A 16828-nucleotide genomic window follows, 5' to 3' on the forward strand; every position below is an offset into this window, starting at 1 on the left:
CCTTGTGCAAAGGTTTGATTAGGTGCTGTTATCGCTTGACGATTGGCTACATGTAGTAACGCATCTTCTTGCCATACATTACTTAATTTTAATAAATCTTGTGCTGTAGCATGTACCATACCGTCCCCTTGAATACCGTCTAAATAACGCACAAAGTCATACGCGTGTAATGTATCTGGTAATACGAATTTATTGTCACAGTGAATAAGTCCGTATGCTAAAGAGGGAATTACTTGCTTCGTATATCGCCTATGATAAACCGCTGTTTGTTGCATCTGTAATGGCTCAAAAATCACTTGCCGCATAAACTGCGTATAACTGCCTGTAATTTCAGTAATAATTTGTGCTAAACATACGTATCCTGTATTGCTATAACTTTGTTTGGTGTCTGGTGTAAATAATAGTGGCTGTTGATGTGTATTTAGCAATTGTAGGACATCTTCATTGGTTGCTATATTTTCACATGACCAATATTGCTCAATTAACGCCATATAATCTGGTAAACCCGATGAATGATTTAATAATTGACGTATTGTGAGTGCTGGATAAGGGAACGGTGTGAGATATTGTGCCACTGCATCATCATATTGTAATTTTCCTTGTTGTTGTAATAGCATAATCCCTAATGCTGTTATAGGTTTTGACACAGAAGCCAGTTCAAAAACAGCATTATTTTGCAAAGGCACTTCGTCTATATTTTGACCAAAAACTGCTTGATACTTTATGATTTGATCTTTTGCTATCATAATCTCACCTGAGAAAATACCTTCTCGTGCTTTCTGTTCAAAAATCGCTTGTACGCGAATCATTGAATGGCCTCTCTAGCCGCTTCTAAAATCCGAACACGCCCATTCAATGTACCACCACCCATGACTAATGGGTCAACGGCATTAATCCATACATGGTTATTTTTCACAGCTTTAAGCCCTTTCCATACTTCACTTTCTTGTAACTCATTTAGGACATTTTCTTGCATGGCATTTTCATATTCATCAAATTGCAAAAAGAGATAGTCAGGATTGGCACTCACTAGACCTTCTAATGTTAATACCGTTTGTTGTGCAACATTCTCGACAACGCTAGGAATAGTAAGCCCAAGCTCGCTGTATAATACATCATTCAAGAACACGTCTTTAGGGTAAATCATCATCTCACCACCACGCAAACGTACAGCGAGTACTTCTTGTGCTTTAAATTGCTTTAAATGAGTGACAGCTTCCTTTTTATCTTGATTATACGTTGCAATTAACGTCTCTGCTTTTGCCTCAGTATTCGTCACTTGCCCTAACATAAGTAAGTTCTTTTCCCAATCAGGGCCAAAATGAGAAGTCGGGATTACAGGTGCAATCTTCTCTAATTGTTTTGTCACTTTTGGGTCTTCCATATCCGTACTAATAATTAAGTCTGGCGCTAGTTCTAGCACATACTCTAAACTCTCATCACTTGTGCCTAATAAGGGAATCGTATCTTTTGTCACATCACCAAAGAAACTTGGGAAAGGCTCGTCATCACTACCTACTGCACTCGCTGCATATGGTGTGACACCTAAAGATACTGCATCCTCAATTGACTCAAAAGCATTTAAAAATAAAATCTTCTGGGGGTCAGCTGGAATCGTATACGTTTGTTCTAAATACGTAATCTCCTTAGTCGCTGAGTGAGCTTCATTCTTTTCCTCTTTACTACATGCAACTAACAGTAAGAGTACAGTAATGTATAAACACATCATTTTGATACTTTTTAACATGGTCCGTTCAACCTCTTTCATTGAGAATTGTTTTCAATTATAAATAGTAGATTGAAAAGCGTCCATGTATAAAAAGAGGTTTTCTCCATGTACTATTCGGCAAACCATTGTGCTAGTTGTTCAATAATAAGTAGGTGGGGCAGTGCTGCATAGTCTCGCCATGGAAAATGTGGCACTTCATAACTCTGATGCTGACGCACAGCACGCATCTCCTGCCATAAGTCATGCTGATGAAGCTGTTCATAGGTCAAACGAGATACCGCATCTTCATACACAAGTAATAAAATAAAATCGGGGTCATACTGTAATAAATCATCCACGGTAACTACAACTAACTCTGCCACTGGTTCTGTTATAACAGCTTGTAACTGCAAATCATTTATTAAAACATCACGTACCATACGGTCTTGATATAAATAAATCTCATGCCCTTTCACTAACAACATAAGAAAACATTGTTTTTGTTGCCTTTGTAATAACTTGGCTGTCTTTTGTGCCACATTTTTATAATGTTGTAACCACTGGGTCGCTTCTACTTCTACTTGTAAGGTTTGAGCCACTTGCACTAACTGTGTTTGCCAATCCGATTTTTCATCGATTACAACAACTTTAGCTAATGTTTGTAATTGTTGTATTTGTATTGGTGTGCATGGATAAGTAAAAATCGTATCCACATGCGTGCGTTCAAAGAGCAATTGTTTGATATTGTTTGCCACAATATGAGGTGCACGCCCTACTAGCAATTTTACTTTCACATCGACTGCAAATTGTTCATAATAATAATTTCGCCATGTGAGATGGATAGGTGCAATCTCTGGGTAAACATATAGTGGTGCTACTATACCTAATAGCGAGCTGTCTAACACAGCTATTTTTTGTTGCCTGTTCTTCTTAAATTCAGACGGGGCAACCCCCACTTCTTGCTTAAAGCGGCGACTAAAATAAAACTCATCTTTATAACCTATAGCATGCGCAATTTCTTTTAAGGTCATATGTTGTTGACTTAATAGATGTTTAGCCACATGTAGTCTTTTTTGTGTTACATATTGCATGACACTACTGCCATATGTTTTTTTGAATTGCTCTGTAAAATATTTCTCACTCATTTGCGCTAGACTGGCTAATGCCTTAATGGATAATACTTCATTATAATGTGTGTCGATATATTGCTGTACATAGTGAATATGATCTGTTGTGCTCATTTGTTGCCTTAAATAGTGATGTGTCATTTGATATACCAGTTCATACAATTTCGCTTGTTGTAAAAGATTATCTTCCACAAAGATACTTGTTGATAAATCTAGCACTTCTCGTGCAAGTGAAAGGATACGTTCAGGTTCTTGTATGCCAAAGTGAATAGGTAAGGGCGTCGCAATTGATTTAGTATAAGTAAGTACCATAAACTGTGTGTTCTCTTGTGCATAATATTGTAAGTGTGAATAGGTGAGAGACATAAAATAAACTTCATATTGTCTTAATGGATAGGCTATTCCATTATGAACAATCTCTACCTCTCCTTGTGTTACAAGAATGATCAGTTGTGCATCTATATCCACTGTGCCCTGTTGTTTTGTACGGCAAGTAATTATCTGAGCTTTTATTGGGCTGCCCATAATTTGTACACTACCTCTCTTAATCAAATCGTTATTGGTGTTACACATCATCATATATGTTTTCAACTAAAATAACGATTTATAAGAAAAATGATTTGCACTTTATCTGTTGGTTAGCCTGTAAATTTTATAGCCTTTTATGTATTGCTGTCACCTTATAATGAAATAGTTAATTTAACTATTTAATCCCATTAATAAGCCACCGATTAACGCTAAGACAAAAATTAAAATATACATGATATTTTTCTTCTTCATCTGTACTCACCTCCTATTGTTTAAATGCAAACCTTTCCTTTTTAAAGAGTGTTATCATAAGATAAACGACACCGATCGTTATACTTAGTGTACTGATGGTATAAATTATGAGAGATAAAAGAGCAATAGGTTCATGGAAGATTTGGCTCAATAAGAATGCTTGATTTGCGATAGGCAACCAGATAAGCCATGCCTTATCAACTAACAGGTTTCCTAAGCCTAGAGCGATAAATAATAAAAGCATGCCTATAATAGTTGAAAAGGTTTGTACTTCTTTTAAATCTTTCGCTAAAATACTTAAACAAACATGGATAGCACTATATAAGAAGCATGCTAAAAATGCCACATACATACTCATGAGCATTTGTTTACTCGTAAAGTCAAATGTTACTTTATCTGTAAATTTCGTAATGATAATAAAAGCAAGCACTATACCCGTATAAGAAGAAATGACTGTCAGTATATTCGTTATTACCGTTACTAGGTATTTTATTAAAATAATCTGACTTCTCGAAAGTGGCAAGAGTAGCGATGTTTGAATAGTATTGCGGTCTTTTTCACCTGACACTGTAGCACTTCCATGTACAATACCGCCCAATACAACCATCAACAAAATACCCATAGGTACAAAATAAGTCGCAATTTCCAAACCAGTATCACTAGGCTGATGTTGGTCTTTTACTTGTACTTGCAGCATTTGCTCTGGTTGCTCACCCAAATCAATAATCTGGGTAGTTAAAGAGGCCATTTGTTGATTAATAAAAAGTTGCTCTATGGCTTCTAATGCATATCGTGATTCTTTTTTATTACTATTAAAATGAATTGTCACGCTGTCATTAGCATTGCCTTGTAACAAAATATCTTCCTGCTCATCTTTTGTAATTTGTTGAAATTGATGCTGTGTCAATAAAGAGGTGACATTTGTATTTTCCTCGCCTTCCCATTTAAAGTAAAAAGGTGTTTCTTCTTTATCCATTGTTAACATAGTAACTGGTAATGCAATTGAAACGGGAAAAATAAATAAAGGAAGAAGCAACATCAAGAGTGATGACTTCCAATTACGGCTATATTCCTTCCATTCTTTTTTAAAATAGGCTAGATTCATTGCTGGTCGCCTCCATCTACTAATAAACCTTCTAAAAATGGGACTCGTTGTTCATATGTAAGATGTTGAATAGCGCCTTCAAAAATGAGCGATCCTTTTTGAATTACGCCAATTCGTTCAGTAAGTTCGGCTATCTCATTCATGTTATGAGAGGTAAAAACGATGGTTTTTCCTTGCTCTTTTAATTGTATAATCAATTGTCTTATTTTTTGCTGAGTGCTTACATCCAAACCATTCATAGGTTCATCTAAAATCAAAATTTCTGGATCACCAATTAACACACGAGCAATAGCTACTTTTTGTTTATTACCTGTACTTAGCACATCTACACGTTTATTAATGTGAGGTTGTAACTCTAAATCACTTATTATTTCTTGAATTCTGCTATGTAATTGAATTTTGTCTTTATAAAAGAAGCTACCAAACAATGCTAGATTTTCTTGCACAGTTAAATCAGGTAAAGGTCTTGCGTCTGTTGTGACAAAACCTAAATATCGCTTAGCTTCTATGCTTTTTGGTTTTATCTCACCACCATTAATCGTATAAGTGCCATCTGTAGGCTCAATTAGACCTGTAATAATACGTAATAACGTTGTTTTCCCAGCACCATTCTCGCCTAATAAACCATAAACCTCGCCTTGATGAATCGTTAACGAAATATCATTCACTGCCTTTGTATCTCCATAACACTTTGTCACATGATGTAGTTTTATAATCGCCATACTATAATTTGATTCCCTCCATCTCTTTAGCTTCATATCAACCTTAATCAAGTTACCATAAATGAGATATAATGTAAAATACAGCGTGTCTGACTTATAATAAAAAGCCTTTTACAAGGCGCCAACAAAAAACTACTAGTACAACATAGCACTAGTAGTTTTTTTCTTATCATATCGTCACTTTCGCAAATGTGACGTTTGCGCTAACATATGGGCAATGCGGCTAACAATAGTATCCACAACTTGCGGGTCCTTCTTTAAATCATAATCATCAATATTAATGCGTAGCACAGGGCAAGCATTAAAATTATTGATCCAATTTTCATAACGCTCATGCATCTCAAACCAATAGTCATGTGGCGTTTGTTGTTCCATATCACGCCCTCTTGCATGAATGCGGTCAATGATACTATCAATTGGTCCTTCTAAATAGACGAGTAAATCTGGATGCGGGAAGTAAGGCGTCATCACCATGGCATCAAATAAATTCGTATATGTTTCATAATCTATAGGTGTCATAGTTCCCTTATCATAATGCATCTTCGCAAAAATACCTGTATCCTCATAAATTGAACGGTCTTGGATAAAACCACCGCCGTATTCAAAAATACGTTTTTGTTCCTTAAAACGTTCAGCTAAAAAATACACTTGTAAATGGAAACTCCATTTTGCAAAGTCTTCATAAAATTTATCAAGATATGGGTTTGTATCTACCTTTTCAAACGATGTGCGAAAATGTAAAGCATCTGCTAATGCTTGTGTCATAGTGGATTTGCCTACACCAACTGTGCCAGCAATTGTAATAACTGTTTGTGCGGGTATTTGATATTTTTCACGTAGATTCATGACTGACAGCCTCTCTCTTCTAACATTTGATTGCATTGTTGTAAGACGTACGTTAAATCATCATGATTTTTAACAAAGTCAATAGCGTCCCCGTTAAAACGCAACACCGGAATGTCAGGGTGATTGCGCTCAAATTGGTCAATAAAATCATGGTAGTCTTGTGCTAATTGCTCCATATATTGACGCTCAATCAAACGCTCGAAATCACGCCCTCTCATTGCAATACGTTGCATTAATGTATCGACGCTCGCATACAAATAAACAACCATATTAGGTTTAGGCATATCTTTTGTTAAAATTTGATAAATGGCTTCGTACTTTTCGTATTCTGAAGCAGGTAATGTACGCTGTGCAAAAATTAAATTTTTAAAAATATGATAATCTGCTACTACTGGCTTCTTTTCTGCCAAAATATACTTTTTAATATCGGTTAATTGTTTATACCGATTACATAAAAAGAACATTTCTGTTTGAAAGCTCCACTCTGCAATATCTTCGTAAAATTTATTTAAAAAGGGATTCTCATCAACGATTTCCTTTAATAAATGAAAATTTTTATGCGTGGCTAATGCTTGTGATAGCGTTGTCTTTCCGACGCCAATAGGCCCTTCAATCGTGATAAAAGGAACATTCACGAGAAGCCCTCCTTTGTACAATTCATTTCAGTGCTTTTCATTGTATCATAAAACGCACAAAAACTGAGGCTCGTCGCTATGCTACAATAAATGAAAAAACCGAGGGATTATTATGTTAACTACAGACGAAAAATTTATGCAAGAAGCACTACAAGAAGCGAAGAAAGCAGCGGACTTGCAAGAAGTCCCAATTGGTGCTGTACTTGTTTATAAGAACGAGATTATTGCTAGAGCGCATAATTTGCGTGAGACAACACAGCGAGCTACTACCCACGCGGAGCTACTAGTTATTGAACAAGGTTGCGAAATTTTACAAAGTTGGCGCTTAGAGCATACCACTTTATATGTAACATTAGAGCCTTGCCCGATGTGTGCTGGCGCTATTTTACAATCTCGTATTCCTCGTGTCGTATATGGCGCACGAGATCCTAAGGGGGGGTGTGTCCATTCTTTATATCATCTCTTAAATGATGCTCGTTTTAACCATGCATGTGATGTGCAAGAAGGCGTATTAGCGCAAGAAGCTGGTGACTTACTTAGCCACTTCTTTCAAACATTACGTGCTAAACGAAAACAACAAAAAACAAAGGGGAATGCATGATGAAGTATACGATTATCCAAGCGCCCATGGCTGGCGTTTCAACACCTGAATTTGTTATTGCTGCAAGTAAAGCAGGGATTCTAGGCTCTTTTGGGGCAGGTTATCTCAATGCCGAACAAACGCAAAAAGCGGTGGATGCCATCCAACAAGAAACAGAACAATTCTGTGTAAATGTTTTTGTGCCTGAAGAAAATAACTATACTACAGCTCAAATGGAAGAAGCTTATGCCATCATTCGCACTTATGAAGAAAAACTACAAGTGGAGGAGGCACCACTCCCTGAAGTACAACAACATTTTTATACACAATTAGAGGTTTTATTAGCTGCCAAAGTACCCTATGTCTCGTTTACATTTGGTTTACCACCTGTACAATGGATAGAACGCTTTAAACAACAAGGCACAATATTAATTGGTACAGCTACTACTACAAAAGAAGCGATCGCCAATGAGCAAGCAGGGATGGATTATATTGTGTTACAAGGAATTGAAGCGGGCGGACATCGCGGTAGCTTTATAGAGGGTGAACAAGTCCCACTGCATGAGTTAATCTCGGCTACTAAGCCCCATATTACAACGCCTTTTATTGCAGCAGGAGGTATTGCTACAGCGGAAGACGTACAAGAAATGTTATCACTAGGCGCACAAGCGGTACAAATCGGCTCTGCTTTACTTGCTACTACAGAAAGTGGTGCTTCAGCTATTCATAAAAAAACATTACTGAATAGCCAACAAGGTGACACTATGCTGACAAAAGCTTTCTCTGGTAAAACAGCAAGAGGCATTCGCAACACCTTTATGGAAGAAATGCAAACGCAACCTATTGCACCGTATCCTGCTCAACATTTTTTAACAAATCGCATGCGACAAGCGAGTGCACAACAAGGCAATCCTGATTTTGTCTCCATGTGGTCTGGCACAAAAGGCTATTTAGCACAAGCTACATCAGTAGAGAACATCATACACCAACTTCTAAAATTATAACCATTACTTCTAGCCTATTGGTATACGTCATTTTTGTTTTTAATCTATTCACTTAGGTTTTAGGTCTTTACTCACGCATTCTATTTTGTCACAACCACTTCTTTATATCTTATAATGCTTAATGCACGTTTTTCGTCATACCATTGACATACTTATTTTTTATTGTTAATAATGAGAATTGGCAGAGAAAAGCTTTTTTTATTAGATTGAGCAGATTTTGCTAGTAAAAAAAGGGTATATAGACGGAGGCATTTAGTATGGGAATACGAACTAAGATTATGGTGTTGATTGCATCTGTGCTCATCGTGACAACTGTGTCCTTTATAGGGATGACAACAAACGATGTAAAAACGACAGTTCAACAATCAACCCAACAAGAAGGCGAACGTGAAGTAGACCGTTTTAGCACACTAGTAGATAACTACTTTAGTGAGTATGAAAGAGATGTAGCAGTATATGCTAATTTAACTGAGGTGTTGGCATTTGCTGAGCAAAAAAATAATGACATCACAGCTAAGGATATTCAAAATATTTTCAGCCATTATGTAGGTGTTAAAGACGAACTATTCCAATTATTTATGGGGTTAGAAGATGATACCTTTGTGAACTACCCTGCGGATGGTTTAATGGAAGAACCTTCTTATAAACCTACTGAAAAAATGTGGTATAAAGAGGCCATTGCTAACCCAGATCAAGTCATTGTAGGCGATGCCTATCCTTATCATAACAATGATAAAGAATTATTAGTCCCTGTATCAAAAGCCATTGTTAAAAATGGCAAACCTATTGGTGTATTAGCGCTTGATTTACCTTTAGAAAAGGTAAATACTATGCTAAATCAGTTTGAGATTGCTTATGGTGGCTTTGTCTTTGTAGTAGATGGCAAAGGTACGATTGTTGTTCATCCTACAGACCAAGGGGAGAATATTAACAAATCAGCCGTATTAGAACAAGCACTAGCTTCACCAACGCAACACGACAAATTTACGATTGATGGTGCTACACGTCACCTTTACTATAATGAGGTCGACAACTTCCGCACAGGTGTTGTATTTATGGAGAAAGAAATGTATAAATCGCTAACACAAATGCAAGTAAAATCACTTGTAATTGCAGGCGTTATTTTAGTCATTAGTTTACTTATTGCTTTACTTTTCACTCGCAAGTTAACACGACCATTGCATCAAGTCATGCAACAAATCGAAGTGATAAAAGAGGGCGACTTATCACAAGAGATTGTTGTAGATACAAAAGACGATATTGGCAAGCTTGCCGTAAACTTCAATGAGATGTTACAAAAGTTACGTCAATCCTTTGTAGCCATTCACCAATCTTCAGGTCAATTAGCGAAAGAATCACAAGAATTAAATCGTATTGCCATTGAAAATGCGAGTACAAGTGACCAAGTAGCGAAAGCGATTTCTGAAGTGGCTGAAGGAGCAGCTGAACAAGCTGAAAATATAGAAGCTATTCAAGCAACAACCGATACCATCAATCAATCTTTTGATCATCTAAATCAAAGCGCACACGAAATGCAAACGAAAAGTGAACAAACAATTGAAGTGAGTTTGAATGGTAAGACGGTCATTGACGACTTACAAACCCAATCAAATGATACGATTTCAAGCATTCAACATACTGAAACACGTATGACTGAACTCACTACTCTTATGCGAAAAATCGAGTCCATTACAGATGTAATTAACGCCATCTCAGAACAAACTAACTTACTTGCACTAAATGCTTCTATTGAAGCTGCACGAGCTGGAGATGCTGGCAAAGGCTTCGCAGTTGTCGCACAAGAAGTACGTAAATTAGCGGAAGAATCACATCGTTCATCTAACGATATTGCACAATTAATTTTACAAGTCAGTCATACGCTAGAAAACACAACAAAAGAAATGTTACACACTAAAGAACGCATTATTGCACAATCTACTGGTGTTACACGAACAGGTGAAGCCCTGAAAAATATTGAGTTAAATATGAGTGCTTTAAATGATGATGTTCATCATTTATATGCAGGCATTGAACGCTTAATGGGTGCTCAACAAGAAGCCACTTATCAAATCACCCAGATTGCAGCAATTTCTCAACAATCTGCAGCTGCAGCCGAAGAAATTAGTGCCTCTGCTGAACAGCAATCTTCCATGGTTAACCAAATGCAAGATGTTGCTAACCAAGTACGTGAAGAGAGCGAAACACTTGACACTACTATTCGACAATTCCGTGTATGATCGCTATAAAGAAATCGCTTTACTAAAATAACCCTGAATAATAGACACTGTAAAAGTGCCTGCTATTCAGGGCTTTTATGTGAAAGCATAGAGATTTCTCTCACTAACTTATAACAAATGGGCTGTTATGCCTCTGATAAATCATCATGCATAACAACCCATTATAATGATATGGAAAATAGTAACTTTTAGGGGCTTTCCATTTTTATACTACGAACTTTACACAGCAATCATTAACTTAGTTACTTGGGAACGAGAATGTCACTTGCTCGATTTGGTCTTCAGGCCATCTTTCTGACACTGTTTTCGTTTTTGTGAAGAAACGTGCTGTATCTGGACCAAACATATGACCTTCACCGAATTTCGAGCGTTTCCAACCACCAAAGTTATAATAACCTACTGGAATTGGAATGGGTACGTTAACACCAACCATGCCTACTTCAATCTCATTAACAAATTTGCGTGATGCTGCACCACTGTTTGTAAAGATCGTAACACCGTTACCTAACTCATGACTATTAATTAACTTAATCGCATCTTCTAATTCATTAACACGCACTACAATACGTGCTGGACCAAATACTTCTTCTTTATAAATCTTCATATCTGGTGTGACATTATCTAATAGTGTTGGCCCTAAATAATAGCCTTCTGAGCTTTCGCAAATAGCTGGATTACGACCATCTACAACTAATTCAGCACCTTCTTCAAGTCCTAAATTGATTTCATTCACAATGTGTTCTTTTGATTCTTTAGAAATAACAGGACCAAAATCAACATCTTTTTCTGTATAAGGACCTACTTTTAACTTTTCAATTTTTTCTTTAATAATGGCTACAAAGCGATCTGCTGTCTCCTGACCAACTGGCATCGCTGCCGAAATTGCCATACAGCGTTGGGATGCTGCGCCATAAGCTGCGCCCAAAAATGCGGATGCTGCTTGTTCTAAATCAGCGTCTGGCATAATAATCATATGGTTTTTACCACCACCGAATGCCGCTACACGTTTCCCGTGTTTCGTACCGGTTTGGTATACATACTCTGCTACACGCGTTGAACCTACAAACGAAATCGCTTGTACTTCTGGATTTTCTAATAATTCGTTAACTGCATCTTTAGCGCCATTTACAATTGTCCATGCACCCGCTGGCAAGCCTGCCTCTGCCCATAATTGACTCATAAATAATGCAGAATGTGGCACTTTTTCAGACGGTTTTAAAATAACTGCATTCCCAACAGCTACAGCCATTGCTGTCATTGCTAATGGCACCATTACAGGGAAGTTAAATGGCGCAATCGCTGCTACAACGCCTAACGGTGATTTTGTAGAGAAGGCATTAATATTACCACCTACATTTACGGAATATTCTCCCTTTAATAAATGTGGGGCATTAAGTGATAAATCCACTGACTCTAAGCCACGTGTAATTTCACCTAGTGCATCTTCTCTCGTTTTTCCGCTCTCTAAGGAAACTAAATCAAGTAACTCCTCTTGACGCTCTGCTAATAAATTGCGGAATTTAAGTACGACTTCCATACGTTTTCCTAGAGACATCGCCGCCCATTTTTTTTGTCCTTCTTTTGCTAATGCAATGGCTTCTTTTACTTCATCTGCTGAAGCGAAAGGTACTTTAGCAATTACCTCTCCTGTTGAAGGGTTATATACGTCACCAAATTCATTTGTCTTACCTTCTACTGATTGACCACCAATAAAATGTGTTAATGTTTTCACTTCGTTTGTCATTGTCCTTCCTCCTTAGCATTTTTAGCTGTAGCCAAATATGTTGCTGAAATATCAAGATGACCATAGCCCTCTTTAGAAATCTTATCATAATTTTCAATCAACTGATTCGTGAAAGTTAAATCAACCTTCCCTTCCATAGCCATCTCTTGCGCTAATCGCATATCTTTTAGCAATAAATCAATGGAGAAGCCAGGGTTAAAATCATCATTTTTCATATATTCTGCATAGTTACGTGTGTAAATTTTACTTTGCCCGTAACTTACGTTTAAAATTTCATACACTTTATCTGGTGATAAACCAACACTCTCTGCTAGTACAATCATCTCCGCTACGCCTTTTGTATAGAAACCAATCATTAAATTATTTAATAACTTAATGCGTGTACCTACACTTGAACGATCACCTAATAAAAAGATGTTTTGACCTAGCACATCAAATACAGGTTTAGCACGCTCATACGCTTTTTCATCGCCACCTACCATAATGGTTAATGTCGCTTGAACGGCACCAATAACACCACCACTTACTGGTGCGCCTAAATACTTCAAACCTTTAGCATTGCATTTATCTGCTAATTCGTCATTTAAGCTTGGATTTACTGTACTAAAGTCAATTAATAATGTACCTTCACGTGCTGTTTCAATTAAACCTTGTTCCCCACAATAAATCGCTTCAACGATTTTTGGCGTTGGTAAACTTGTCATAATAAAAGTCGTTTGTGCCACTAGCTCTTCTGTCGTTTGTGCTACTTTACCACCTTGCGCCTCAAAAGTCTTTAAAGATTCTTCATTAACGTCCATGCCATACACTTCATAACCTGCATCAATTAAATTCTTCGTCATTGGCATGCCCATATTTCCTAACCCGATAAAACCTAATTTTTCAACTGTCATACCTTCTACCTCCTAGAAAATTGAATATAATAGTATAGCTAACATTAGTGCAATCATGGAAACAACTACACTGATGACAAACACTGGTTTATACGCGCGATCGTGAGTCTCATTACTCACAGCACGAATGGTTGTTACAATATAACCGTTATGCGGCAACGAATCTAAACCGCCAGACGCCAAAGCAGAAATACGGTGCATAGCATTTGGGTCTAAACCTTGTGCATTATAGATTGGCGCAAGAATTGGTAAGGCAATACCCAAACCACCAGATGCCGACCCAGTAATACCTGCAATAATTGTCACTGCCCCTGCTAAACCTACATAAGCCATACCAGGCATACCTACAAGTGCATCTACAATCATTTGGAATGATGGTGTTTCTTTAGCTACTGCGCCAAAACCTACCACTGCACAAATATTAACTGTAGCGATTACTGCATTCTCTGCACCTTTAGTGAACATTGTGTCATATTTTGTAGCGTATTTTCTCATTGTTAATAAGGCTACTGCACACCCAACAAATAACCCCACTAACGCCGCTGCTACAGACGAAATAAATTGTGCACTTACATTTAACGTAATAACCACTAATGCCAATGGCAATATTGCAAAAAACGTTGGTGGTAGCTTTCTCTCCACTTTTTGTAAGCGTTCAATATTATCAAGTACAGCTTGTGGTGCATCAAATTGTTCACCACGCTTTATGGCACGATCTACCATAAACTTTAATGCAAATCCGCCCATTACCATGATCGAGATGGCAACGACTAAAGCAATCCACCCACCTGCTGTAGGCTTCGTTCCGAAAAACTCCATCGGAATTAAATTTTGTACTTCCGGCGAGCCTGGTGATGTCATTGTGAATGAAATCGACCCAAAAATAATAGCTGCTGGAATAAAGCGATGCGGAATATTTCCTTCTCTAAATAATGAAAGTGCAATGGGATAAGCCGCAAATGCTACAATGGCTACGCTCACTCCGCCATATGCCATAACAGAACAAGCAATAACTACAGCTAGCACAGCATGTTTGGCCCCAATCACTCTCTTGACCCAATTGGCAATTGAATCAGCAGCACCTGTTTCCTCCATAATCTTACCGAATACAGCACCTAATAAATATACGAGGAACCAACTTGCAAAATAGCTTGTGAAACCTGCCATATAATTTTCCGTAAGCGCTTTCTCTAAAGATAATTGATTAGACAATGCTACGATAATTGAAGATATCAACGCCGCAAAAATGATGTTCATACCTTTCATGGTGAAATACATAAGTAAGGCTAACCCTACAAAAAAGCCTATAAATGCGAGAATCAAACGTTTTCTCCCCTCTCCCACTTAGCGTTTGAAATTTCAGATACTTCAGTCAAATACCGTAGTATCTTAAATATTAAATCACTCGTTTCGCTTTGTAAACCTTTATTTTTGTATCTTACGCAAAAATATGCGCTATTTTATATGTTAGTATATTGAAATGACATGCAAGAAATATTATTGTTGAATTTTTTATCTCGTATGATACTTTGATATAGGAGAGGAGTTGAGTTCCATGAAACCTTCTACAAATCGTGCTATCCGCGCACAAAAAACACGTCAATTATTGTTAGATACTGCTTTAGAAATGTTTGGAAAAAAAGGATTTGATAATGTTACTATTGATGAAATTGCTAAAAAATGTGGCGTCTCTAAAGGGGCATTTTATACACATTTTAATTCTAAATATGATGTATTTGCTGTTAAATTTAAAGATATTGACCAATTTTACGAAGGCTTTCCCAATAAAATTAGCGCCTGCTGTTCAACTAAAGAAAAAATTATAGTAGCATACCAAGAACAAATGACCTATTTACGTGATGAGATTGGCTTAGAATTTTTACGTACAGTCTACTCTAGTGCGCTATCTGAAACAATGACAGAAAATCATTACTTAATTGATCCTGAGCGTAAAATTTATAAACTTATTGAGGCATTTTTAGATGAAGGCTTGGCAAAAGGGGAGTTTAAAGATGTATGGCAAAAAGACGTACTGTTGTTAAATTTAACACGTTGTATGCGCGCTACTGTATTTGATTGGATTATCTTTCAAAAGAAATTAGATATTGTAGAGGAAGTCACTACATTAGTTACCATGTTATTTGAAGGCATTGGCATATCACACACACAGGAAGATATAGCAAAATAATAAAAAGCCGCATATGTAAAAGTTAAAAAGCAGCAAAACGACAAAAGTCGTCTTGCTGCTTTTTTGTAATGAGAGACAATTAATAAGGTGATACCTCATCATTCATCGCTGTAATGAGATGACAAAAATATCATTGTAATTACGTTGTGAGGCAATTTCTACACGCCCTTTATTGTTATGATAAACAGCACTCCATAATGTCCAAGCAGGTTTATTAGAGAATACATCCACATCCTCCACTAATTTCACGTCTTGTAATAATGCCATAGCCTCTTCTGCTGTTAATACATCATTATTGGCTGCTAGTTTATCCATTACTTTGCCATAACGATCATGCCCATAACCTAATGAGTTTTTAGCTGGGTGTTGATAAAAATTCGTTGCTGCTTGACGATTATTTTCATGTCGCAATACATGCATTTCATTATCCACATATTCAATAATGGCACTATTCCCCTCTGCATCTGTCAGATGATAATGATATGCGCTACTTGCTGAGTCATTCAAATCGTACTTTTCAAATAGAGCAATGGCTTCGTCTACAGTAGCTGCTTTATCGAGTGCTAGACGAATTGCAGTCGTACACATAATAGGGATTTTACCTCGTTGTTGTGCCGTTGGTGTATCAGGTAATAGTAAAATGCCAATCGCTAGGCCTTTTTCATTCATGCCATCCATTGGGATGTAAGGTGTGGCAAGTGTTAATACTTTATTCGTGCCTTTAACACTTTCCATATCAGGTAATCCTAAAAATGGTAGATGAGTCATTGAAACACTTGAGTAACCATTAGGTGGGTTAGTATGCACAATCATTGAAGGTCCCAACTCCAAATCAAAGTTACGTCCAAATAAATAGCCACCGTCACTACTTTTTGCGCGGAATGTTGTACAACTTAAATCGGGCACATCAATTTTAATCGGCAATCCTTTTAATAAGCGTTTACTAACAAATTGAATTAATTCCGCATCTGTGCGCGCACCTACTCGTAAAAATTCATCTAAACCATAATCGCCAGCATAAGTCATCTCAAATAAACCTTGATTACTTAACTTTTGAATGCTATTTAATGTGACTAGCTCCTTACGAAAAACATAAGCTGCAGTGCCTGTCGCAGCTGCCCCTAAAATGCCAGCACCTGTTGCTATTCTCTTCCATAATCCTGCCATTTCACCACTCCTTATTTTCTTTTATCTAGTATACCGTACGTAATCTACTGCTAACGAGCAAACACGCCGTATTAAAAACGGCTCATATTATT

At 37.2% G+C, this 16828-nt stretch carries 15 protein-coding genes; 4 read left to right on the forward strand and 11 right to left on the reverse strand.

Annotated features, from left to right (window positions below):
* The 7 genes from IEW44_RS15110 to IEW44_RS15140 form a co-directional block, all read right to left on the reverse strand.
* Nucleotides 1-809: serine hydrolase domain-containing protein (locus tag IEW44_RS15110; protein ID WP_188615901.1), on the reverse strand; the 809-nt coding region annotated here is incomplete at its 3' end.
* The gene (locus IEW44_RS15115) at nt 806-1747 is read right to left on the reverse strand and encodes an ABC transporter substrate-binding protein (RefSeq protein WP_188615902.1); all 942 of its coding nucleotides are present in this window, start codon (nt 1745-1747) and stop codon (nt 806-808) included. The genes IEW44_RS15110 and IEW44_RS15115, both read right to left, overlap by 4 nt.
* A gap of 92 nt (nt 1748-1839) precedes the next feature.
* A complete protein-coding gene (locus IEW44_RS15120; RefSeq protein WP_188615903.1) occupies nt 1840-3360 on the reverse strand; it encodes a helix-turn-helix domain-containing protein in 1521 nt (506 codons plus the stop codon).
* Nucleotides 3361-3628: 268 nt separating this feature from the next.
* On the reverse strand, nt 3629-4720 hold the full coding sequence (locus tag IEW44_RS15125; RefSeq protein ID WP_188615904.1) for an ABC transporter permease subunit: 1092 nt from the start codon (nt 4718-4720) through the stop codon (nt 3629-3631).
* Entirely contained in the window at nt 4717-5442 is a 726-nt protein-coding gene (locus IEW44_RS15130; protein ID WP_188615905.1) for an ABC transporter ATP-binding protein, read from the reverse strand. Before IEW44_RS15130 ends, IEW44_RS15125 begins: the two co-directional genes overlap by 4 nt.
* Nucleotides 5443-5619: 177 nt before the next feature.
* Nucleotides 5620-6288, reverse strand: coding sequence for a deoxynucleoside kinase (locus IEW44_RS15135; RefSeq protein ID WP_188615906.1), 669 nt, complete (start codon nt 6286-6288; stop codon nt 5620-5622).
* On the reverse strand, nt 6285-6923 hold the full coding sequence (locus IEW44_RS15140) for a deoxynucleoside kinase (protein WP_188615907.1): 639 nt from the start codon (nt 6921-6923) through the stop codon (nt 6285-6287). The genes IEW44_RS15135 and IEW44_RS15140 overlap by 4 nt, the downstream gene beginning before the upstream one ends.
* Before the next feature lie 106 nt (nt 6924-7029).
* Here IEW44_RS15140 and tadA point away from each other — a divergent pair, with 106 nt between their 5' ends.
* From tadA to IEW44_RS15155, 3 genes are all read left to right on the forward strand, one after another.
* The gene (tadA, locus tag IEW44_RS15145) at nt 7030-7524 is read left to right on the forward strand and encodes a tRNA adenosine(34) deaminase TadA (RefSeq protein ID WP_373286141.1); all 495 of its coding nucleotides are present in this window, start codon (nt 7030-7032) and stop codon (nt 7522-7524) included.
* On the forward strand, nt 7524-8507 hold the full coding sequence (locus IEW44_RS15150) for an NAD(P)H-dependent flavin oxidoreductase (RefSeq protein ID WP_188615909.1): 984 nt from the start codon (nt 7524-7526) through the stop codon (nt 8505-8507). Before tadA ends, IEW44_RS15150 begins: the two co-directional genes overlap by 1 nt.
* A 257-nt stretch (nt 8508-8764) precedes the next feature.
* On the forward strand, nt 8765-10744 hold the full coding sequence (locus IEW44_RS15155; RefSeq protein ID WP_188615910.1) for a methyl-accepting chemotaxis protein: 1980 nt from the start codon (nt 8765-8767) through the stop codon (nt 10742-10744).
* Between the two features lie 238 nt (nt 10745-10982).
* On the opposite strand, the gene IEW44_RS15160 is transcribed toward IEW44_RS15155, so the two are convergent.
* Genes IEW44_RS15160 through IEW44_RS15170 form a run of 3 tightly spaced genes read right to left on the reverse strand, consistent with a single transcriptional unit; the run spans nt 10983 to nt 14701 of the window.
* Nucleotides 10983-12488 carry a CoA-acylating methylmalonate-semialdehyde dehydrogenase gene (locus IEW44_RS15160; protein ID WP_188615911.1) on the reverse strand — a complete coding sequence of 502 codons (1506 nt, stop codon included), beginning with the start codon at nt 12486-12488 and terminating at the stop codon, nt 10983-10985.
* Nucleotides 12485-13381, reverse strand: a complete 897-nt coding sequence (locus IEW44_RS15165; protein WP_188615912.1) for an NAD(P)-dependent oxidoreductase — start codon at nt 13379-13381, stop codon at nt 12485-12487. The genes IEW44_RS15160 and IEW44_RS15165 overlap by 4 nt, the downstream gene beginning before the upstream one ends.
* A 12-nt stretch (nt 13382-13393) precedes the next feature.
* A complete protein-coding gene (locus tag IEW44_RS15170; RefSeq protein WP_373286142.1) occupies nt 13394-14701 on the reverse strand; it encodes a GntP family permease in 1308 nt (435 codons plus the stop codon).
* 235 nt (nt 14702-14936) lie between these two features.
* On the opposite strand from IEW44_RS15170, the gene IEW44_RS15175 reads away from it, so the two are divergent.
* The gene (locus IEW44_RS15175) at nt 14937-15569 is read left to right on the forward strand and encodes a TetR/AcrR family transcriptional regulator (protein ID WP_188615914.1); all 633 of its coding nucleotides are present in this window, start codon (nt 14937-14939) and stop codon (nt 15567-15569) included.
* A gap of 102 nt (nt 15570-15671) precedes the next feature.
* Here the strand turns inward: IEW44_RS15175 and IEW44_RS15180 are convergent, their stop codons facing one another.
* Complete coding sequence (locus tag IEW44_RS15180) at nt 15672-16736, reverse strand: C45 family autoproteolytic acyltransferase/hydrolase (protein WP_188615915.1); 1065 nt, start codon at nt 16734-16736, stop codon at nt 15672-15674.
* Nucleotides 16737-16828 lie beyond the last annotated feature (92 nt).

The sequence above is a fragment of the Lysinibacillus alkalisoli genome (assembly GCF_014643595.1).
GTDB classification, from domain to species: Bacteria; Bacillota; Bacilli; order Bacillales_A; family Planococcaceae; genus Metalysinibacillus; species Metalysinibacillus alkalisoli.

Bases quoted from the DNA above. Each gene is read 5' to 3' on its own strand.
- IEW44_RS15115 (WP_188615902.1), bottom strand. From the start codon at position 1,747: ATGTTAAAAAGTATCAAAATGATGTGTTTATACATTACTGTACTCTTA.
- IEW44_RS15120 (WP_188615903.1), bottom strand. From the start codon at position 3,360: ATGGGCAGCCCAATAAAAGCTCAGATAATTACTTGCCGTACAAAACAA.
- IEW44_RS15125 (WP_188615904.1), bottom strand. From the start codon at position 4,720: ATGAATCTAGCCTATTTTAAAAAAGAATGGAAGGAATATAGCCGTAAT.
- IEW44_RS15130 (WP_188615905.1), bottom strand. From the start codon at position 5,442: ATGGCGATTATAAAACTACATCATGTGACAAAGTGTTATGGAGATACA.
- IEW44_RS15135 (WP_188615906.1), bottom strand. From the start codon at position 6,288: ATGAATCTACGTGAAAAATATCAAATACCCGCACAAACAGTTATTACA.
- IEW44_RS15150 (WP_188615909.1), top strand. From the start codon at position 7,524: ATGAAGTATACGATTATCCAAGCGCCCATGGCTGGCGTTTCAACACCT.
- IEW44_RS15155 (WP_188615910.1), top strand. From the start codon at position 8,765: ATGGGAATACGAACTAAGATTATGGTGTTGATTGCATCTGTGCTCATC.
- IEW44_RS15160 (WP_188615911.1), bottom strand. From the start codon at position 12,488: ATGACAAACGAAGTGAAAACATTAACACATTTTATTGGTGGTCAATCA.
- IEW44_RS15165 (WP_188615912.1), bottom strand. From the start codon at position 13,381: ATGACAGTTGAAAAATTAGGTTTTATCGGGTTAGGAAATATGGGCATG.
- IEW44_RS15175 (WP_188615914.1), top strand. From the start codon at position 14,937: ATGAAACCTTCTACAAATCGTGCTATCCGCGCACAAAAAACACGTCAA.
- IEW44_RS15180 (WP_188615915.1), bottom strand. From the start codon at position 16,736: ATGGCAGGATTATGGAAGAGAATAGCAACAGGTGCTGGCATTTTAGGG.